Raw genomic sequence first — 19624 nt, 5'->3', positions numbered from 1 at the left:
CCACTCCTTCTGCTGAATTCGATTTATATAGGATGCCCTTATTGTTTCTTCGCTTGTGGATCGGCCGGAGGTTGCGGCGAAAATTCCTGCGGTTGACCGATCTCCTCTATTGCCTTGTTCAGGATGGATATCTCTAACTTACCATCTTTCAATTCTTTCCGCAAAACATTTTGACTCTCCACGATGCCATTTTTCCCCACTTTGGTCAGAACATCGCTTTTCGCAAACTCTTTGGCGAGGTCGAGCGCTTCCGCTTCGGTGAGTTCGGCTTTTTGCGTTTGCGTCTCTTTGTAGGTGGCGTGGCGGTACTGAATCGGGAACGTGAACGAACCGATCGTGAGCGCTTTGTCGTCGTTGACGGTCTCCATCTCTTGAAACGGAATCTGGCCGTAGCCCCAGATTTGCACGGGGTGACCCCAGAACGTGAGGAAGTGTTTTTCGACGGAATTGCCGGTGTACGACTTGCTCTCGGCGGAGAGCGGAATCGACAAATCGCTTCTGTACCACGTTTCCGCTTTGACGATGCCCGACGCGTGCACCGACTTGTTGCCAAGCGAGCCGTTGATCAGGACTTGCCCGACTTGTACCACTTGACCGCGCACGACGGCCGCTTTGCCCTTGTGCACAAAGATCTCGCGGATCGTCGCTTTTTTCGAAGAGACGACGTTTTGCGGGTTGGTCGGCTGCGGGGTGGTGCCGGGGATTTTGTCGACCGCTTGGATCGTGACTTTCGTGCCTTGCACCTGCACTCCAACCCAAGCGAGCTGCGGCAGTTTGTCCAAGAGCTGCGCCTGCAAGATATCGGTATCCGGCAGTTTGCCCTTCCACGCACCCTTGTAAATCCCCACTTCCTTGGCGACTTCCTCCACCGTCTCCGGCGAGACGCGCTTGAGGTCGCCCGTCACTTCGATGTTCCAGATCATCGAAGTGATCACGTAAAACGCCACCAGAAACGTCAGGGCGCCCGCGAGGAAGAACTTCCTCCTCCACGCGCGCCACGCCAGAAAGGGGATGCCGAGTTTGCGTTCAAAGTGGATGCGCGAGCCAGTTTCGCGCAAGATCGAGCGCAATCGCTTGACGTCGTCGCGGTGCATGCGCAGACGGTACGTATTTCCCTTGGTCTGACGGATTTCCCACAACTCGATGCCGGATTGCGTGGCCCGGTTTAACATCTCGGGCACACGGTCTCCGCGCACGCTTACCACCACATAGCCTCGCCAAAAATCCAACAGCCATCTTCCGAGCATGCCTCAGATCCTCCTGTTACGAATAGTCGGCTCGTGTAGATATTTAATGCCGCTGATACTGCCTTCGATGACCACTTCGGTGGGAAAAATATGCTTGATCACAAGTTCCTTGCCGTTGACCAGCAGTTGACCTTCCGTCAACGCGAGGCGCAGGAGGTCATCCTGAAACTCGACGATGCCGCGATAATTTTCCACGTACAGCTGCAGGCCGCCGATGAGGGTGATTCGCGGTACATTCAACACCGAATCTTTGGGCACATCGAGCAGATCGGCCGCCAATTTCTTCATGCGTTGACGCCAAGAAGCGCGCACAGACTCACCCTCCTTCTGCTAAAAATCTATGCGGTTCTTCTCACATGTATGGCTTTTGGACGAAAAAAAGACCCCTGCGCGCAAGCCTGGTGCCCGCGCGAGGGGTCGTTTTTCTCCTATGGGGTCCTGTGAAGCGAAAAGCGGTTACCGGCGGTTGCCCGGCTTCCACGGACGGAGCGACCGCGGAGGGTCGAGGGCTTCCTTGAGGAGCATCGCTTGCAAGAGCGACTGCCGGTTCATGCGCAGAGGATGCTTGGCGCGCTCCGGCGCAGGCGCTTCATCAAGGCGCGAACGGCGCACGTGCAGGGACTCGTGCACCGTTTCGTGCACGACGTCGCGGCGGGACTCTTGGAGTACCTCCAAATCCATATGGACGGACGGTTGCACCGGCTCGATCCAGTCTTCGTCGTCATGCGCTTCCGGATCTGGGGTGCGGGTGCCCGAGCGGGCGTCTTGGCGCACTCCGGCGCTTCTGTCGGCGCGCTCGTTCGTGCCGGATGACCAGCCGCCGGACGACGGGGACTGTTTGCCGAAGATCCACTCATACGCGGACTGCTCCTGATACGGGCCGGTTTCCGAGGAGGATGAAGTTTCTGTCTGCGTCGCAACGGGCGGTGGCGTTGGATTCGGAGTTTGCGGAATTTGCGAAGTCCGCGAAGGCAACTGCCTTCCCGTGCTCGGCGGATGTCCGGCCCGCTGTCCGCCCTGACGGTTGCTCTTCGACTTGCCGATCGCGCGGATGACGTTGACGATGAAGCCGATGATGACTATGATCGTCCAAAGTGCGGACATGGAAGATCACCTACTTTTTCGTAATGTCCTTGATCGGCTCGTCGTCATCGCCGACTTTGGCGAGCGCTTGGCGCATGTCGGTGTCGGCGTTGAGGTTCTGAAGGTTCAAGTAGTCCATGACGCCCAGCTTCCCGCCGCGCAGCGCTTCCGCCATCGCGTGCGGCACTTCCGCTTCCGCTTCCACGACTTTGGCGCGCATCTCTTCGACGTACGCTTTCATCTCTTGCTCGCGGGCGACCGCCATCGCGCGGCGCTCTTCCGCTTTCGCTTGGGCGATGCGTTTGTCGGCTTCCGCTTGGTCGGTTTGCAGCTGCGCCCCGATGTTTTTGCCGATGTCCACGTCGGCGATGTCGATGGAGAGAATTTCAAACGCCGTCCCGGCATCAAGCCCCTTGGACAGCACCGTCTGGGAAATTGCGTCCGGGTTCTCCAAGACGTTTTTGTGCGATTCGGCGGAACCGATCGTCGTCACGATCCCTTCGCCGACGCGGGCGAGAATCGTCTCTTCCCCGGCGCCCCCGACGAGGCGGTCGATGTTGGCGCGAACCGTCACGCGGGCGCGCACTTTCACTTCGATCCCGTCCTTTGCCACCGCCGCGACGATCGGCGTTTCGATGACGCGCGGGTTGACCGACATCTGCACCGCTTCCAAAACGTTTCGTCCCGCGAGGTCGATCGCCGCCGCGCGTTCAAACGGCAAGTGGATGTCGGCGCGCTCGGCCGCGATCAGCGCGTTGACGACGCGGTCGACGTTGCCGCCTGCGAGGAAGTGACTTTCCAGTTGGTTCGTGGAGATCGGCAACCCTGCTTTGTGCGCTTTGATCATCGGGTTGACGATGCGCGACGGAATGACCCGGCGCAAGCGCATCCCGATCAAGTTGAAAATCGAGATGCGAACTCCGGCCGCCCACGCGGAAATGTACAGCGCAACCGGGATGAACGTGAAGATGACGGCCAACACGATCAGGCCGAGCGCGATGAGGACCAACAATCCGACAGTAGCTGCGTCCATGTAAAAAAACACCCTTTCCCTCAAACTTTACTCTGTTTCCGGCACTCTCTGAATCACCGTATTGGGCTCGCTCTGCTTCGCTTTGACGACGATGCGCGTGCCTTCGATCAGCACGATCTGCACGTCCGTCTCCACCGGCACAAACGCCCCGTCGCTGACCACATCAAACCGCTGCCCGTTAAAAACGGCCGTGCCTGACGGGCGCAGCGGCGTCACCGTGCGGCCGATCTGGTAGAGCATGTGGCGCAAATTGCGGCCCGGCACGTACCCTGCCGCTTTTTCCTGCGCGTCTTTGTGGATCAAGCGGTTCCAGACGCCGAGATGCCCGAAGTACTTAAACAGCACGCCCATCACGACCGCCGCCAGCGCCATCGCGATCAGCATGACTTTCAATCCGTACGTCGTGTCGTACGCCGCCATGACGACGGCGGTGCCGATCGAGAGCACGCCGGCGGTCCCGAGGATGCCGAATCCGGCGACGAAGATCTCCGCCACCAAGAACACGATCCCGGCGAGGAACAGAATCACCGCTTCCCAACCGGCAAACCCGGCGACCATGCTGCCGAAGAAGTACAACCCGAGACACCCGGCCCCGATCAGCCCCGGCACGAGGTGACCGGGCAACAGCAACTCCGCTCCCAGCCCGATCAAGCCGACGATCAAGAGCAACGGGATCACCGAAGGCTTGGTGACGAAGCGGGCGATCTTCTCCGCGAGCGACGGCTGGAAGTTTTGAATGGAGAATCCGTCGTAGCCGTAGTGTTTCAACGCATCTTGAAGCGTCGGGTACAGCCCGTCGGCGATCTTGTGGTCGACCGCCTGCTGAGCGGAGAGCGACACGAGTTCGCCGCGCTCTTTCACGCCGGGGATTTCCGTGTTGCGGTCGACCATGCCGACCGCGAGCTTCTCATCCCGCCCGTGAAACTCCGCCGCCGCCGTCATCTCCGACCGCCAAAACGCCACCACTTTCGGATCGACCGTCGATCCGTCCGTGTTGCGCACTTCGGCGGCGCCGATCGTCGAGCCGGGGGCCATCGCGATGTGCGTGGCGTTCATCGCGAGATACGCCCCCGCGGAAATCGCTTGCCCGCGAATGTAGGCGATCACCGGCACTTTCGACGAGCGGATCTGATCGGCGATGTCCACGGCGGCGTCGATCCGCCCGCCCAGCGTGTTGATGTCGAGCACGATCGCCTCGGCGCCGCTTTGGTCCGCTTCTTGAAACGCGTGTTGAAGCGTCGCCGCCAACCCGGTTTCAATCTCGTTTTGCACCGGAATCACAAAAACCGACTTCTCCGGCTCCGCTTGCGCAGGCAACACCACAAACGACGCCAAGCAGAAGATCAAGAGGAGGACAACCCGAAACCATCTCACACGAGGGAACCTCCCTTCCCAAAGTAGTCGTTCCTACCTTCTACTACGCACAAGAGAGGAAAAAGTTTCAACAAAAAATCTATTAAAAAACCATGCACCCAAACGAGTGCATGGTTTCTAAGCTTTTCTATTGAAGCTCTTGTGAGACCACTTGGTTCACGAGCTTGCCATCCGCACGGCCTTTCACCTTAGGCATGAGAGCTGCCATGACTTTGCCCATGTCAGCCTTGCCAGTTGCGCCTGTCGAAGCGACGACTTCCTTCACGATCGTTCGGATTTCATCCTCGGACAGTTGCTCCGGGAGGTACTCAATCAAGACGGCAATCTCGGCTTGAGTGTCCTCCACCAGGTCTTGACGACCGCCAGCTTCAAAAGCTTGGAGGGAATCGCGTCGTTGTTTCAGTTCGCGATTCATGATGGTGATGATGTCCTCGTCGGAGAGCGGTTTTTGCGAATCGATCTCCTGATTCTTCATCGCCGTCCGAATCATGCGAATAACCGACAAGCGGACTTTATCCTTGTCCTTCATCGCCTGTTTCATGTCATTGGTAAGACGTTCGGTTAAACTCATGACTCAAAGGTCCTCCTTAGTATTTCTTCTTCTTGCGGGCAGCCTCGGACTTTTTCTTGCGGGCTACGCTGGGCTTTTCGTAATGTTTGCGTTTTTTGACTTCCGCGAGGATGCCATCCTTAGCGGTTGCACGCTTAAATCTACGAAGTGCGCTATCTAAAGATTCATTTTTACGAACCTTGACTTCAGACATTTGATTTCCCTCCCTCCGCCAAGCAACATCAGCCGAGAAAAACATACGGCAAATAACGAGAATCCGTCAGAGAACATTATAATATACCAAGTAAAACTATGTCAACTGAGGGACCCAACGAAGTACCCAATCATTATAAGCCAACAGCAATGAAAAGTAAAACACTCTTCTGCCTGTTGTTCTTCTTTGGCACTCCAATACTTCGATGGGGAGATCGCTTTCTCCTCCCGCGTCCGGATGTTTTCCATCAATTAGCGGCGGCTTCGGACTTCAAACACCGCAAATTTGAGGTAGTTGTTCTCCTCCATCCCGTGTAATTTAGGATGGTCCTTGCCGGCGGTGCGATATTCCACCAGCCGCAAAATTTTTCTGGCGTCCAGCGCCGCGTCGGCGATCGTTTCGAGGAACAGATCGGGGTGCATATGGTACGAGCAGGACGCCGTGACGAGGAAGCCGCCTTCCTTGACCAACTTCATCCCGCGCAAGTTGATTTCCTTATACCCGCGAATCGCGCCCGGCACGGCGCCTTTGTTTTTGGCAAACGCCGGCGGGTCGAGGATGACGACGTCCCACTGCCGTTTTTCCCGCTCCCATTCGCGCAGCTGTTCAAACGCGTCCGCCACGACGAACTCGAAATCGGCTTTGTCTTCAAATCCGTTCAACTCGACGTTGCGAATCGCCGTGTCGATGGCGTGCTCGGAGATGTCGAGCGTCGTGATGGTCTGTGCGCCGAACGCGGCGGCGTGCACCGTAAACGAGCCGGTGTGCGAGAAGCATTCCAAGACGGACGCTTTCCCCGCTTCCCCCTCCACGCTTTGTTTGACGAGGTCGCGGATGCTCGCGCGGTTTTCGCGCTGGTCAAAAAAGTACCCGGTCTTCTGCCCGCCGACCACGTCGACGAGCATTTTCAGACCGTTTTCTTCAATCACCACATCGCCTTCCAATTCCCCGTGCAACAGGCCCGTGCGCTCTTCCAAGCCTTCCAGTTTCCGGACGCTGACGTCGCTGCGCTCGTAGATCGCTTTCGGATTCAGCACGTCCTTGAGGGCGTTCAGGATCAACTCTTTGCGGACCTCCATGCCCAAGGACAGAATTTGCAGGACAAGCACGTCGGCGAACTTGTCCACGACGAGGCCCGGCAAGAAGTCCGCTTCGCCGTAGATCAGGCGGAACGAGTCCGAATCCACGAAGCGGCGGCGGTAGTTGTAGCACTCCTGCACGCGCTTCGTAAAAAACTCCTGGTCGATCTCCTGCCCCGGCGTGTACGTCATCACGCGCACGGTGATTTGCGATTTCGGGTTGTAATAGCCACGGGCGAGGAACGCGCCGCGATGGTCGTGCACATCGACGATCTCGCCCGGCTCTGCTTCGCCTTCCATACGGTCGATTTCGTTGTTGAAGACCCACGGGTTTCCTGCTTCGAGGCGCTTTTTGCGCTTTTTGTTCAAAATGATGGTTGCCATAGAAGTTGTCTCCTTCGCATACACGTTAGTATGTGAGTTTGTCCCAGGAGGTGGAACGTATGCTGTGGAAATCCCTGCTCTTGCTGGGATTGGGCTTGGGCGGGTTTCTCGCCGGGATGTGGATCATGCGGACCGGCATGGAGCGCATGGCGGTCGACCGCCTGCCGCAGATCATCAAACGCTTTGTGAAAACGCCGACCCGCGGGTTGCTGACCGGAACGGTGTTGACGGCGTTGATTCATTCCAGCGCCGGCGTGACGATCATCTCGATCGGGTTGGTCAGCGCCGGCGCGATGACGTTTGCCGATTCGCTCGGTGTGATTCTCGGGTCGAATGTCGGAACGACGGTGACGACGCAAGTGCTGTCGATCGGCGTTTCGCAACTGTTTCTCCCGGCAATCATCCTCGGCGTGATTCTGTCGGTGTTCCTGCGCGGGAAGTACAAGTACATCGGCCTCGCGGTGCTCGGGTTCGGCGCGATCTTCTTGGCGCTGGAGCTGATCGAGCGCGCGCTGGCTCCGCTCTCCGGGATGCCGTGGTTTCGCGAGGTGTTGGCGTATTCGTCCAACCACCCGCTGCTCGGCGTCTTGGCCGGAGCCGTGTTGACGGCGCTGATCACGTCGAGCACGGCGACGACGATGCTGACGATTGTACTGGCGTCTCAAGGGTTGGTCGATCTGGACGGCGCGATTGCGATCATCATCGGCAACAACATCGGGACGACGGTCACGTCGGTGATCGCCGCCATCGGCACGCCGCTGGGCGCCAAGCGGGTCGCCCTCGCGCACGTGATCTTAAACGTGCTGGGCGGTGCGGCGTTCCTGCCGTTCATCAGCGGGTTTGCCGCGCTGTGCCGCTGGTTTGGCGGAGACATCGGCGTGCAGGTGGCGACTTCGCATCTGCTGTTCAACTTGATTTCGTCGCTGGCGGTTTGGCCGTTCACGAAATGGTTTGCCAAGCTGATCTGCTGGATCATGCCGGAAAAAAAAGCATAGGCACGCACGCGCTCTGCACAAAGCTCTTCTGCTGCTCCTATGGTGGCTTTGTCAGACACAATGCGTCACGAATCGTAGAAAGCTCTCGTTCGCTTGGCGGTTGGGAGCTTTTGGTTAAGCAGGCGTAGAGAATCTGGTTATGTAGGGAGCTCCCGATCCTTTGGCGGACGGGAGCTTTTTTCTTATGTGCCTTAGTAGTTCTCTTGGGAGACTTGTCCTTGGACGATGGCGACGCCGGCGGAGCAGCCGAGACGGTCGGCGCCTGCTTCCATGACCGCTTTGGCGTCGGCAAGCGAACGGATGCCGCCCGATGCTTTCACGCCCGTGTTCGGGCCGACGACAGCGCGCATGAGCGCGACGTCCTCTGCCGTTGCGCCGCCGGTCGAGAAGCCGGTGGACGTTTTGACGAAATCGGCACCTGCGGCGACCGTGAGCAAGGACGCGATCGCTTTTTGCTCGTCGGTGAGCAGCGACGTTTCGATGATCACTTTGGTCAGCGTGTTCGGGACGGCGTCGACGACCGCTTTGATCTCTTCGTAGACCGCTTTGATGTCGCCGGCGCGAAGCAGGCCGTTGGAGATGACCATGTCGACTTCGTGCGCGCCGTTTGCGACGGCGTTTTGGGCTTCAAACGCCTTGACTTCCTTGGTGTTTGCGCCCAGCGGGAACCCGATGACGGTGCAGACTTTCACGTCGGTGCCCGCGAGATTTTTGGCGCAGCGGGCGACGTAGACCGGGTTGACGCAGACGGAGGCAAACTTGTATTGTGCGGCTTCGGCGCAGAGTTTGTCGATCTGCTCCGGGGTGGCTTCCGGTTTGAGCAGGGTGTGGTCGATGATCGAAGCGACTTTCTCCACCGGGATTTGGGTGAAGGTGCCGGTCGGTTCGTGGGTAAAGCCGATCGCGTCGCGGACGGCGGCGCGTGCAGATTCGATGATTTGTTGCATGCAGGGTTCCTCCTAGCGTTAAAAACAGGTGGTAAAAACGAGAGGTGTTGCCACAATCTTATTCACTATAGCATATTTTGCCCAACAGCAGAGGTTGAGAATCCGGGGAATTCATTTAAGGGCTAGGCAAGGGTTTTGAAGTTGTGGTAACGTTTCAAATGCGGACAAGTTATTACGCAGTTGAAGAATTGAGAGAGGATGAGAAACCCGATGCAACCCAACATCGAGACCCAACTGTCGGAGATGAACCAAATTCTGCGCGTGCTGCTGGAGCGTTCCGAATACCAGGGCGCACAGATCACAGGGCTGGACAAACGGATGGAGCGGATGGAAGCAAGTCAATGCCGCATGCAAGGTCAAATTGACGGCCTTTCCATTCGAATGGACAACTTCGAAGAGAAGATCGAAAGCAGGTTAGACCAGTTCGAAGCCAAGATGGAAACCCGGATCGAACAGTTTGAAACCAAGATGGAAAACCGGATGGACCAGTACGAGGCTAAGATGGAAACTCGGATGTGCCAGTTCGAAGCCGGGATCTATGATCGGATGGATAAGTTTGATAATCGAATGGATAAATTCGAAGGACGAATGGATCGGTTCGAGGTCAAGATGGACAAGTTTGAGACGAAGATTGATCAATTGGAGACTAATCAGAACCAGTTACAAGAAGACATAGCGATCATCAAGCATGTCATGGTCACCAAGGACGACTTGAAAGAAGCGGTGCAAACCGCCGTCCAAGACGCGGTGAAGGGCTTGTTCGAAAAAGATCCCCTTCGCGAGATCGTCGGAGTGGTGCGGGAGATGTCGGAGGATTGGAACACGATGGTCGGGATGGTGCTCGAACACGACCATGACGTGTACGAACTCCGCCAATCCGAAGAGTTCACCCTGCACAAAGTCTACCAACACGAAGAGATGCTCCACGAAGTCCGTCTCAGCCAAAAACAACTCTGGAAACGCTCCAAACAACAAAACCGCCTCATCCACCAACTCTCGAAATAACCCCTCGTCGCCCGTCGCTCTTCGTCCCCTACTCCATCTGCACGTAAAAAACACAAAAAAATCCCCCGCACAGTCTCCTGTCCGGGGGATTCATTCGTTTTTACCCTCTTACAGCACTTCCAACTCCATCGCGCCCGCAAACGGGCCTTCCTCGATCGGAGCCGCCTGTTTTTCCGTGAAGGTCAGGCGCTCCACGAACATGCCGTTCGACACTTCCGGACCGGCTGCGTCGAGGCGCACGGCGCACACTTCGCCGAGCAGTTCATCGCCGCCGTCAAACGCGACTTTGATGTAGTTGTCGGTGTACCCGATCAACTGCCCGTTCTCGTCGCGCTCTTCCGGAATCACTTCCAACACATCGCCCAAGAAACGAGTCGAGTATTTCACTTGCAGCGTGTTCGCCAACTGAATCAGTCGGTTCACGCGCGCTTCCTTCTCGCGCTCGGTCAGTTGGTCCTTGTACTTCGCGGCCGGCGTGAAGTTGCGGCGGGAGTACGGGAAGACATGCAAGTCGGCAAACTCCTGGTCCTTGATGAAGTTGTACGTGCATTCAAAGTCTTCGACCGTCTCGCCCGGGAAGCCGACGATCACGTCCGACGTGATCGCCACATCGCCCAACGCCCCGCGCACTTTGCGCAGCGCTTCCGCAAACTCCTCGATGGTGTACTTGCGGTTCATGCGGTCCAACACGCGGTTCGATCCGGCTTGCAGCGGAATGTGAAGGTGACGAACGATCTTCTTGGAGTTCGTCATCACTTCGATCATCTTGTCATCGAGCTCCGACGCTTCGATCGACGAGATGCGGATGCGGCGCAGGTCCGGCACTTTCTCTTCCAACTCGCGCAGCAGGTCGGCGAGGTTGTAGTTCTCCAAGTCGTCGCCGTACCCGCCGGTGTGAATCCCGGTCAGGACGATCTCGTAATAGCCCGCTTCCACCAGTTTCTTCGCTTGGCGGATCACGTTCTCCGGCTGACGGCTGCGAATGAAGCCGCGGGAGTACGGGATAATACAGAACGTGCAGAAGTTGTTACATCCTTCCTGAATCTTCAGCGACGCGCGGGTGCGGTCGTTGAAGTACGGCACGTCCAATTCCTCGAACTCGCGCTGTTTGCGAACGGAAGACACCACTTTAAACGGGTTCTTCTCCTCTTGCGCGCGTTCCACATACTCCAGAATCTTCTCCCGACCCTGCGTCCCGATGACGAGGTCAACACCCGGAATCTCCAAAATTTCATCCGGTGCCACCTGTGCGTAACAGCCCGTGACAACGATGGTCGCGTCCGGGTTGCGGCGAATCGCGCGGCGGATCATCTGGCGGGATTTCTTATCCCCCGTGTTGGTGACGGTGCAAGTGTTGATGATATAGCAGTCGGCCATGTCCTCAAAATCCACTTGCGTCCAGCCTTTGTCATGGAACAGATGCCAGATCGCTTCGGTATCATACGAGTTGACTTTGCAACCCAACGTGTGAAAAGCAACGGTGCTCATTCGTTCAACCTCCCATCTCGCCATAGTGATAGTAAATGCAAGTCGCGGCCACCAAACCGGCCGTTTCCGTGCGCAATATACGAGGTCCGAGCGTCACGGGCAACGCCCCTTTGCTCAGAGCCGTTTCAATCTCTGCATCGGCGATGCCGCCCTCCGGCCCGATCAGCACGCAGATGTGCCGGGCGTCGGGAGCGTCCGCCAAAACTTCGCGCAAGCTCCTTGCTTTTTCTCCTTCGTAGGGTACGACTACGAGGTCGAATCCGTCAAGAGAGCTCATCACTTGTTTGAAACTCATCGGTTCGCCAATCGACGGGATCAAGTTGCGATGGGCTTGCTCCGCCGCTTCTTTGGCGATTTTCTGCCAGCGCTCGCGGCGCTTGGCTTCCTTCTTGGCGTCGTACTGCACGACGCAGCGCGCCATGTCCACAGGCAGGAAGCGGGCGATCCCGACTTCGGTGCCCTTTTGGACGATCAACTCCATTTTATCACCCTTGGGCAGCCCTTGCGCCAAGGTAATTTTTACTGCGGGTTCCGGAGATTGGGCGAGCTCTTCGACGATGTTCGCCTCGACGGAACTGTCGCCGAGGTCGGTCAGCTCCACGCGGAAGGCGCGGCCGAGGCCGTCACAGACGATGACTTCCTCTCCCGCTTCCATGCGCATGACCCGGACGATGTGCTTGACATCGTCCCCCGTGATCGTGACGCGTCCGTCCGCGATTGCGTCCGGCTGTACGAAATACCGTTGCACAGAGGACCCCCCTTTGTGTTACGCCAGTTTGGCGACGAAAGCGACCCAGTCGTCTTCCGTGATTTTGTCCACAACCCGGAACCCTTGCGCTTCGAGCTCCGCGCGCACGAGGTCGGCTTTTTCGGAAATGATGCCCGACGTGATAAACGTGCCGTCCGGTTTGAGCACCTCGCGCGCGGAGGCGACCATCAGCAAGATGATCTCGGCGAGGATGTTGGCGACGACGATGTCAAACTTCTCGTCGACGCCCTTGAGCAAATCGTTGGCGCGGACGGTGATTTTGTCCGCCACCTGATTGAGTTCGACGTTCTCTTGCGCCACTTGCACCGCCACCGGGTCGAGGTCGAGAGCGAGCACGCTTCCCGCCCCCAGTTTCGCACAGGCGATGGAGAGAATCCCCGTGCCGCAGCCGACGTCGACCAGCGTGTCGCCCGGTTGGATGATCGTATCCAACACGCGGATGCACAAGTTCGTCGTCGGATGCGTGCCAGTGCCAAACGCCATGCCGGGGTCGAGTTCGATCAACACTTCGCCCTCGCGCGGAGTATATTCTTCCCACGTCGGCTTGATCGTCAAGCGGTCGGTCACTTGCACCGGGTGGTAGTATTTTTTCCACTCGTTCGCCCATTCTTCCTCATCGGCGATGCGCACTTGCACCGTCGCGGGACCCGGGGCGATGCCGAGCTCCTGCAAGCCTTTGAGGTCGCTTGCAATCTGCTCTTTCATCTCGTCCTGCCAGATCTCCAGCGCCACATACGCCTTCACGCGCACGCCCGATTCCGGAAAATCGGCCGGGTTCAGCCCGTAAATTTCGCCATAGCGGTCTTCCCACGTGCGGGTCAAGTCGTTGCTGTCTTCCAGCACGACACCGTTCGCCCCGTATCTCTCCAAAATCGCCGACACCGCCTCCACTGCGTCCGAGGAGGTCTCCACTTGCACTTCCGCCCACTGCATCTATTTTCCCCCTTTGGGATCATTCGACCATTTTTGACAAGCATTTTTTTGACATGCAAAAGTAAAAATACCATACCTGCAAAAATAAATCCACAGGTGATAGGATGCCCGCAAACCGCGGGTTCCTACCCTGTGGATTTTTGATAAAAACTTAGCGCAGCAAGTCTTTCAACTTGTCGAACAGCGTGCGTTGCTGTTCGTGGGTTTCTTCGCCCATCGTCGAGGCCAGATCGCGAAGCAGTTCTTTTTGTTTGTCGGTGAGCGACGTCGGGGTGACGACGACGACGCGCACATACTGGTCGCCCCGCATGCTGTTGCGGTTGAGCATCGGAATGCCCTGCCCGCGCAGGCGGAACTCCTTGCCGGTCTGCGTGCCTTCCGGGATGCGCAGCTTCACTTTGCCGTCGATGGTCGGCACTTCGATCTCGTCGCCAAGCGCCGCTTGCACGAACGTCAACGGCACTTCGCAGTGCACGTCCGAACCCTCGCGCTCGAAGAAATCGTGGTCGCGCACGACGATGACGACGAACAAGTCGCCGGCCGGCCCGCCCTTGGTGCCCGCTTCCCCGGCGCCGGAGATGCGGATGCGGTTGCCCGTGTCAACGCCCGCCGGGACGTTGACTTTGATCTGACGACGGCGGCGGACTTTGCCTTCACCGTGACAGCTGCCGCACTTTTGCTCGATCTTCTTGCCGGAACCGCCGCACGTGCGGCAGGTCGTCCGGTTGACCATGCGGCCGAGCGGCGTGTTGACGATCTGTTCCTGTTGCCCGCTGCCGTTACAAGTCTGACAGGTGGAGACGTTGGTGCCCGGTTTCGCGCCGGAGCCGTTGCAGGTGTCACACTCTTCCCAACGGGGAATCTCGATCGTTTTCTCGACGCCGAACGCCGCTTCCTTGAACTCGACTTGCATCTGGTATTGCAAGTCTTGCCCGCGCTGCGGACCGTTGCGTTGGCCGCGGCCGCCGCCTCCGCCGAAGAACATGTCAAAGATGTCTCCGAAGTCGCCGAACCCGCCGCCTCCGCCTCCGCCCCCGAACTGGTTCGGGTCTTGGTGGCCGAAGCGGTCGTAGCGGGCGCGCTTGTCGGAGTCGGACAAGTTCTCGTACGCTTCGGTGACTTCCTTGAACTTCTCGCCTGCGTTCGGGTCTTCCTTGTTCACGTCCGGGTGGTATTGGCGCGCAAGTTTGCGATACGCCTTTTTGATCTCCTCGGGGGAGGCTTCTTTGCCGACCCCGAGGACTTCATAATAATCTCGTTTGCTCACGAGCGCTCACTCATTTCTTATTTCTTGTCTTCGTCCACGACGGTGTAGTCTGCATCGACGACATCGTCTTTGCCGCCGGCGGTTGCACCCGCGCCTGCTCCTTCAGCTGCTTGTTGCGCTTGTGCCGCTTGCTCGTAGAGTTTCACGGACAGCTGTTGCACGATGTTGGAGAGCTCTTCGGACTTGGACTTGATGACTTCGACGTCGGTGCCTTCGAGCGCTTTTTTCAGCTCGTCTTTGGCGCTGTTCGCTTTGTCAACTTCCGCTTGGTCGACTTTGCCTTCGAGGTCCTTGAGGGTCTTCTCGGTTTGGTAGACGAGCGAGTCTGCGGAGTTGCGGATTTCGACTTCTTCGCGGCGCTTCTTATCGGTGTCCGCGTTCGCTTCCGCTTCTTTGACCATGCGGTTGATTTCGTCGTCGGAGAGGCCGGTGTTCGACGTGATCGTGATCTTGTGTTGCTTGCCGGTGCCAAGGTCTTTCGCGGAGACGTTGACGATGCCGTTGGCGTCAATGTCGAAGGTGACTTCGATTTGCGGGACGCCGCGCGGTGCCGGCGGGATGTCGGTCAGTTGGAAACGACCGAGAGTTTTGTTGTCGCGGGCGAATTCGCGCTCGCCTTGCAGAACGTGGATGTCAACCGCCGTTTGGTTGTCTGCCGCCGTGGAGTAGACTTGGGTCTTCGAAGTCGGGATCGTGGTGTTGCGCTCGATCATGCGGGTCATGACGCCGCCCATCGTTTCGATGCCCAGGGAGAGCGGGGTGACGTCGAGCAGAACGACGTCTTTGACTTCGCCGGTGAGGACGCCGCCTTGGATTGCTGCACCGATGGCAACGACTTCGTCCGGGTTAACGCCCTTGGACGGTTCTTTGCCGGTCAGTTTCTTCACCGCTTCGACAACTGCCGGGATGCGGGTGGAGCCGCCGACGAGGACCACTTTGTCGATTTCGTTGAGGGAGAGGCCGGAGTCTTTGAGCGCTTGGCGGGTCGGAACCATGGTCGCTTCCACGAGGTCTGCGGTCATCTCTTCGAACTTCGCACGGGTCAAGTTGACTTCCAAGTGTTTCGGGCCTTCTGCGGTCATCGAGATGAACGGCAGGGAGATGGTGGTTGCGGTGACGCCGGAGAGTTCTTTTTTCGCTTTTTCCGCTGCGTCTTTCAGGCGTTGCATCGCCATCTTGTCTTTGGAGAGGTCGATGCCGTTTTCTTTCTTGAAGGTGTCGACGAGGAAGTCGATGATTTTGTCGTCGAAGTCGTCGCCGCCGAGTTTGTTGTTGCCGGAAGTTGCCTTCACTTCGAATACGCCGTCGCCCAGTTCGAGGATCGAGACGTCGAACGTACCGCCGCCGAGGTCGTAGATGAGGATGGTTTGGTCTTCTTCCTTATCCAAGCCGTACGCGAGCGCTGCTGCGGTCGGCTCGTTGACGATGCGCAGAACTTCCAGACCGGCGATTTTGCCTGCGTCCTTGGTCGCTTGACGCTGGGAGTCGTTGAAGTACGCCGGAACGGTGATGACCGCTTGGGTGACGGACTCCCCGAGGTACGCTTCTGCGTCAGACTTGAGCTTTTGCAGGATCATCGCGGAAATTTCTTGCGGGGTGTATTCTTTGCCTTCCACGGTTTCTTTGTGGTTGGTGCCCATATAGCGCTTGATGGAGATAACGGTGTTGTCCGGGTTGGTGACCGCTTGGCGCTTCGCGACGTCGCCGACGAGACGCTCGCCGTTTTTCATGCCGAGAACGGACGGAGTGGTGCGGTTGCCTTCCGCGTTCGGGATGACGACAGGTTCGCCGCCTTCCATAACTGCTACGCAAGAGTTGGTGGTGCCAAGGTCAATACCGATTACTTTAGACATGTAATTTCCCTCCTGTAGGATCTATGAGCTTCTATATAGATAGGAAAAAAGGATTTGGCAAACTCAATGAGGCTGAATGAGTAACGGATTACTGGCTGACTTGCACCATCGCCGGACGGATGACTTTGTCCTTGAGCTTGTAGCCCTTGCGCATCTCCATCACGACGGTGCCCGCCGGATGGTCCGGCGACTCCACTTGCATGACGCCCTCGTGGAAGTTCGGGTCAAACGGCTGTCCGACCGATTCGATCGGCGCGAGGCCGTAGTTGCCAAGCGCGGTTTGCAGTTGGCGGTAGACCATCTCCACGCCGGTGAGCAGGGTTTTGACGTCGGCGTTGTCGGCCGACTTCATCGCCATCTCGAACGTGTCGAGCACCGGAAGCAGTTCTTCGATGATGCGGGTGTTCGCATACGCCGCGAACTCTTCCTTCTCTTGACGGCTGCGGCGGCGGAAGTTGTCAAAATCCGCCTGGGCGCGCAAGTAGCGACCCTTGTAATCGTCCGCTTCCGCCGTCAGTCGCTGCACTTCCGCCAGCAACTCTTCGCGGGTGCGGGTATCTTCAGCGCCGTCCGCCTCGGCCGCTTGGGCTTCGGTTTCGACCGCTTTTTCTTGGACGGTTTCGTCCATACGGTTGTCTTCCATCTTTCGGAACCTCCTAAGAAATCCTCTATTCTTCGTCATCGCTGTGATCCTTCATGCGAATGATCGTATGAATGCGCATGATCGCCACCGTAACTTCTCCGGCTGCGCGCAACGCGTGCGTTTTCACCAGCGTCGGGTCGTAGATGCCGTACTCGACCATGTCGCTGACGCTGCCGTCTTCGCAGTTGATCGCCAGCGAATCACTGCCGAGTTCGACCTGCGCGACGTTCGCTTCTTCGACTTTCTCCAACGGGTTGAACCCGGCGTTCTGGACGATTTGCGTCATCGGTTTGCGCAGAGCGCGCGCGACCGCTTCAACGCCGAACCCGGTCATGCCGCGCACCGTTTCGCGCATCTTCTCCACTTCGCGGGCCGTCCAGAGTTCCACCGAACCGCCGCCGGGCACCACGCCGCCCCGGACGGCCGCTTGCACGGACGACGCGGCGTCGCGGGCGATGCGAGAGCGCTCGCCGACCACTTCTTCCGTCGAGGCTCCGACGAGGATCGTGGCGAGCGGCTTGCCGTAGCCTCCGACGATGCGGATCGTCTCCATCCGCTCGTCTTCCACGACCGACTCGGCACGCCCGAGGAAGCGGTGCAGCTCTTCCGGCTGTTTGGCGATTCCCGTCCGTTTGATCGGACGGGCGCCGGTGTGCTCGGCGATTTTGCGCAGGTCTTTGGACGCCACGCGCTGGACGATCATCACGCCCGCTTCGCCGAGCACCTCTTCGGCGACCGGCGAAACACCGCGGTCGGTGAACACGACGTTGATGCCGAGCTGGGGCAGAGCGGAGATGTGTTTGCGGAACTCTTCCTTATAATGGCGGTAGAGTTGGAAGCCCGCTTCCGTGCCGAGCGCTTCGGAATCGATCTCTTCCGGCTCCAGCGCGTCGTCGACGATCAGAATCTTGGCTTCCAGAACAGAGGCCGGCATCTGCGGCGACATGCGCTGCTTATTCAAGATCAGCCCTTGAAACACCTCGCTCTGCGCTCCGACGCTCGACATCACATGATCGGACAGCCGATACTGCGGGTCGCGCAGTTTTTCGAAGCCGATCAAGTGTGCCGCTTCCGTGACGAGGTGCGCGATGTCATCATGCTCGCGACCGGCGACCATCGCCACTTGATACAGCACGTCTTCGCCGAGAAAATCCAAGGAGCGGGCGCGGCTTTGCAAGCGTTCCACCGCGTAGTGGACGCCGGACGCGATGCCCTCGATGACGCGGGTGACAGGCACGCCGCGCTCCACTTGCGCCACGCCTTCATTAAGAAGAGCCGCCGCCAACAGCGTCGCGGTCGTCGTGCCGTCGCCGATTTCCTCTTGCTGGGCCGATGCGACGTTGATCAGCATCTTGGCCGCCGGGTGGGTGACTTCCATCCGGTTCAGGATCGTCACACCGTCATTCGTAATAATCACGTTGCCGCGCGTGTCGACGAGCATCGTGTCGAGCCCCTTGGGGCCGATCGTCCCTTCGACGGCGGAAGAGATCGCGCGCACGGCGGTCGCGTTCGAATAGAGCGCGGCCAATCGTTCGTCGGCTTCCTGCGGCTTCTGACTGGAGGACTGACTCATCCGGCATAACCCCCATCGATCTTATGTAAGAGGAGCGTACACTCCCCTGATCGTTCTACGTTCTACGAAACTACCTCTTCAAGTATGAACAGGAGGTTGTTATTTATTCAGTTGGGTCAAAATCTGAGACAGCGTCGTCGAGAATTGATTCAAGGTGTGAATCACCCGCCCGTATTCCATGCGCGTCGGCCCCAAAACGCCGATCGAACCGACCGGAATCCCGTCGATGGTATAGGAGGCGGTGACCAAGGAACACTCGTGAATCGTCTCGATCAAGTTCTCGTGTCCGATGCGGACTTGAATCCCTCCGGATGAGGTTGTCCCCTCCAGCATCCGAACCAGCTTCTGCGTCTGCTCAAACATGTCCAACAGCGGTTTCAGCTTCTCGACATCGCGGAATTCCGGTTGGTTCATGATCCGCGTGGTGCCGCCGAGGTAGATGCGCTGACCGCCCGTGCCGTCGTCTTCCGGCTCGACCATCTGATTGAACAGCATCATCGCGCCTTCGAACTGTTCGGAGCAGCGGCGAAGTTCGTCCGCCACTTCGGTGTGCAATGCGGATTTCAGCTTGTGCAACGGCACTCCGACGAGCTTTTGGTTCAGCAAGTTGACGTAGTGCGCAATCGCTTCGGGCGGCACGCCTTCCGGAATCGTGACTTTGCGATGCTCGACATGCCCGGTGTCGGTGACCAGAATCGCCACCGCCATTCGATCGCCGTAGGGCTGAATCTGGATGGAGAGCAGTTTGTCCGTGAACACTTTCGGGCCGAGCACGATCGCCGTGTAGTTGGTTAAGCCCGACACGATCGAAGCGGTCTGCTGCACGACTTGTTCCATCTCGTCCAAACGGTTGAGGAGGCCGGAGCGCAGGTTTTGCACGTCTTGAGCTTCTCCGTTGTCCGCGTTCATGAGGTGGTCGACATAGAAGCGGTAGCCCTTCTGCGAAGGGATGCGTCCGGCGGACGTATGCGGCTGTTCGAGATAGCCCAACTCCTCCAGATCGGCCATCTCATTGCGGATGGTCGCCGGCGAAATCGACATGTCCGGTCGCTTGGAGATCGTGCGCGAGCCAACCGGTTCCGCAGAACGAATATAATCATCGACGAGAATTTGCAAGATGACTTTCTGGCGATCGGTTAACACAGAGCACTCCCTCCTTCGTCGCTTTGTTAGCACTCGATGACCAC

At 58.1% G+C, this 19624-nt stretch carries 19 protein-coding genes; 2 read left to right on the top strand and 17 right to left on the bottom strand.

The annotated features are described in order from the left end of the window. Positions 1-38 precede the first annotated feature (38 nt). The 8 genes from yqfD to EL26_RS07345 all read right to left on the bottom strand — a co-directional run bounded on the left by yqfD (position 39) and on the right by EL26_RS07345 (position 6964). On the bottom strand, positions 39-1247 hold the full coding sequence (gene yqfD / locus EL26_RS07380; protein WP_038086214.1) for a sporulation protein YqfD: 1209 nt from the start codon (positions 1245-1247) through the stop codon (positions 39-41). A 3-nt stretch (positions 1248-1250) separates the two neighbouring features. Next, complete coding sequence (yqfC, locus tag EL26_RS07375; protein ID WP_238546075.1) at positions 1251-1559, bottom strand: sporulation protein YqfC; 309 nt, start codon at positions 1557-1559, stop codon at positions 1251-1253. 144 nt (positions 1560-1703) lie between these two features. Then, positions 1704-2351 (bottom strand): hypothetical protein, encoded by a 648-nt coding sequence (locus tag EL26_RS07370; RefSeq protein WP_038086212.1) that lies wholly within the window; start codon positions 2349-2351, stop codon positions 1704-1706. Between the two features lie 10 nt (positions 2352-2361). Continuing rightward, positions 2362-3363 (bottom strand): flotillin-like protein FloA, encoded by a 1002-nt coding sequence (gene floA / locus EL26_RS07365; RefSeq protein WP_038086210.1) that lies wholly within the window; start codon positions 3361-3363, stop codon positions 2362-2364. Between the two features lie 27 nt (positions 3364-3390). Beyond that, complete coding sequence (locus EL26_RS07360) at positions 3391-4737, bottom strand: NfeD family protein (RefSeq protein WP_052036107.1); 1347 nt, start codon at positions 4735-4737, stop codon at positions 3391-3393. A gap of 127 nt (positions 4738-4864) precedes the next feature. Then, positions 4865-5308, bottom strand: coding sequence for a GatB/YqeY domain-containing protein (locus tag EL26_RS07355; RefSeq protein ID WP_038086208.1), 444 nt, complete (start codon positions 5306-5308; stop codon positions 4865-4867). A 16-nt stretch (positions 5309-5324) separates the two neighbouring features. Further along, positions 5325-5501 (bottom strand): 30S ribosomal protein S21, encoded by a 177-nt coding sequence (gene rpsU / locus EL26_RS07350; protein ID WP_038086206.1) that lies wholly within the window; start codon positions 5499-5501, stop codon positions 5325-5327. A gap of 251 nt (positions 5502-5752) precedes the next feature. Next, positions 5753-6964 (bottom strand): class I SAM-dependent rRNA methyltransferase, encoded by a 1212-nt coding sequence (locus tag EL26_RS07345; protein ID WP_038086204.1) that lies wholly within the window; start codon positions 6962-6964, stop codon positions 5753-5755. Positions 6965-7023: 59 nt separating this feature from the next. On the opposite strand from EL26_RS07345, the gene EL26_RS07340 reads away from it, so the two are divergent. Next, the gene (locus tag EL26_RS07340; RefSeq protein ID WP_038086202.1) at positions 7024-7959 is read left to right on the top strand and encodes a Na/Pi cotransporter family protein; all 936 of its coding nucleotides are present in this window, start codon (positions 7024-7026) and stop codon (positions 7957-7959) included. A gap of 191 nt (positions 7960-8150) precedes the next feature. Here the strand turns inward: EL26_RS07340 and deoC are convergent, their stop codons facing one another. Further along, a complete protein-coding gene (deoC, locus tag EL26_RS07335) occupies positions 8151-8816 on the bottom strand; it encodes a deoxyribose-phosphate aldolase (protein WP_038086365.1) in 666 nt (221 codons plus the stop codon). A gap of 300 nt (positions 8817-9116) precedes the next feature. Between deoC and EL26_RS07330 the strand changes: the two genes are divergently transcribed. Then, positions 9117-9911, top strand: a complete 795-nt coding sequence (locus tag EL26_RS07330) for a coiled-coil domain-containing protein (protein WP_038086200.1) — start codon at positions 9117-9119, stop codon at positions 9909-9911. Positions 9912-10019: 108 nt separating this feature from the next. Here the strand turns inward: EL26_RS07330 and mtaB are convergent, their stop codons facing one another. From mtaB to hrcA, 8 genes are all read right to left on the bottom strand, one after another. Beyond that, positions 10020-11399, bottom strand: coding sequence for a tRNA (N(6)-L-threonylcarbamoyladenosine(37)-C(2))-methylthiotransferase MtaB (mtaB, locus tag EL26_RS07325; protein WP_038086198.1), 1380 nt, complete (start codon positions 11397-11399; stop codon positions 10020-10022). Between the two features lie 4 nt (positions 11400-11403). After that, a complete protein-coding gene (locus tag EL26_RS07320) occupies positions 11404-12147 on the bottom strand; it encodes a 16S rRNA (uracil(1498)-N(3))-methyltransferase (protein ID WP_038086196.1) in 744 nt (247 codons plus the stop codon). Positions 12148-12165: 18 nt separating this feature from the next. After that, entirely contained in the window at positions 12166-13101 is a 936-nt protein-coding gene (prmA, locus tag EL26_RS07315; RefSeq protein ID WP_038086194.1) for a 50S ribosomal protein L11 methyltransferase, read from the bottom strand. Between the two features lie 151 nt (positions 13102-13252). Next, positions 13253-14368 (bottom strand): molecular chaperone DnaJ, encoded by a 1116-nt coding sequence (gene dnaJ, locus EL26_RS07310; protein ID WP_038086192.1) that lies wholly within the window; start codon positions 14366-14368, stop codon positions 13253-13255. Between the two features lie 17 nt (positions 14369-14385). Further along, the gene (dnaK, locus tag EL26_RS07305) at positions 14386-16221 is read right to left on the bottom strand and encodes a molecular chaperone DnaK (RefSeq protein WP_038086191.1); all 1836 of its coding nucleotides are present in this window, start codon (positions 16219-16221) and stop codon (positions 14386-14388) included. Between the two features lie 88 nt (positions 16222-16309). Next, positions 16310-16864 carry a nucleotide exchange factor GrpE gene (gene grpE / locus EL26_RS07300; protein ID WP_052036106.1) on the bottom strand — a complete coding sequence of 185 codons (555 nt, stop codon included), beginning with the start codon at positions 16862-16864 and terminating at the stop codon, positions 16310-16312. A gap of 25 nt (positions 16865-16889) precedes the next feature. Next, positions 16890-18437, bottom strand: coding sequence for a TCP-1/cpn60 chaperonin family protein (locus tag EL26_RS07295; RefSeq protein WP_038086189.1), 1548 nt, complete (start codon positions 18435-18437; stop codon positions 16890-16892). Between the two features lie 99 nt (positions 18438-18536). Continuing rightward, positions 18537-19580: a heat-inducible transcriptional repressor HrcA gene (gene hrcA / locus EL26_RS07290; protein WP_038086187.1), complete on the bottom strand. Its 1044-nt coding sequence runs from the start codon at positions 19578-19580 to the stop codon at positions 18537-18539. Positions 19581-19624: the final 44 nt, after the last annotated feature.

Origin of the sequence: Tumebacillus flagellatus (assembly GCF_000714935.1) — a bacterium.
Lineage (GTDB): Bacteria > Bacillota > Bacilli > Tumebacillales > Tumebacillaceae > Tumebacillus > Tumebacillus flagellatus.
This window is presented reverse-complemented; position numbering and strand designations above follow the sequence as displayed.

Bases quoted from the DNA above. Each gene is read 5' to 3' on its own strand.
- EL26_RS07345 (WP_038086204.1), bottom strand. From the start codon at position 6,964: ATGGCAACCATCATTTTGAACAAAAAGCGCAAAAAGCGCCTCGAAGCA.
- EL26_RS07295 (WP_038086189.1), bottom strand. From the start codon at position 18,437: ATGAGTCAGTCCTCCAGTCAGAAGCCGCAGGAAGCCGACGAACGATTG.
- EL26_RS07330 (WP_038086200.1), top strand. From the start codon at position 9,117: ATGCAACCCAACATCGAGACCCAACTGTCGGAGATGAACCAAATTCTG.
- rpsU (WP_038086206.1), bottom strand. From the start codon at position 5,501: ATGTCTGAAGTCAAGGTTCGTAAAAATGAATCTTTAGATAGCGCACTT.
- floA (WP_038086210.1), bottom strand. From the start codon at position 3,363: ATGGACGCAGCTACTGTCGGATTGTTGGTCCTCATCGCGCTCGGCCTG.
- prmA (WP_038086194.1), bottom strand. From the start codon at position 13,101: ATGCAGTGGGCGGAAGTGCAAGTGGAGACCTCCTCGGACGCAGTGGAG.
- mtaB (WP_038086198.1), bottom strand. From the start codon at position 11,399: ATGAGCACCGTTGCTTTTCACACGTTGGGTTGCAAAGTCAACTCGTAT.
- yqfD (WP_038086214.1), bottom strand. From the start codon at position 1,247: ATGCTCGGAAGATGGCTGTTGGATTTTTGGCGAGGCTATGTGGTGGTA.
- grpE (WP_052036106.1), bottom strand. From the start codon at position 16,864: ATGGAAGACAACCGTATGGACGAAACCGTCCAAGAAAAAGCGGTCGAA.
- EL26_RS07355 (WP_038086208.1), bottom strand. From the start codon at position 5,308: ATGAGTTTAACCGAACGTCTTACCAATGACATGAAACAGGCGATGAAG.
- EL26_RS07370 (WP_038086212.1), bottom strand. From the start codon at position 2,351: ATGTCCGCACTTTGGACGATCATAGTCATCATCGGCTTCATCGTCAAC.
- EL26_RS07340 (WP_038086202.1), top strand. From the start codon at position 7,024: ATGCTGTGGAAATCCCTGCTCTTGCTGGGATTGGGCTTGGGCGGGTTT.
- dnaK (WP_038086191.1), bottom strand. From the start codon at position 16,221: ATGTCTAAAGTAATCGGTATTGACCTTGGCACCACCAACTCTTGCGTA.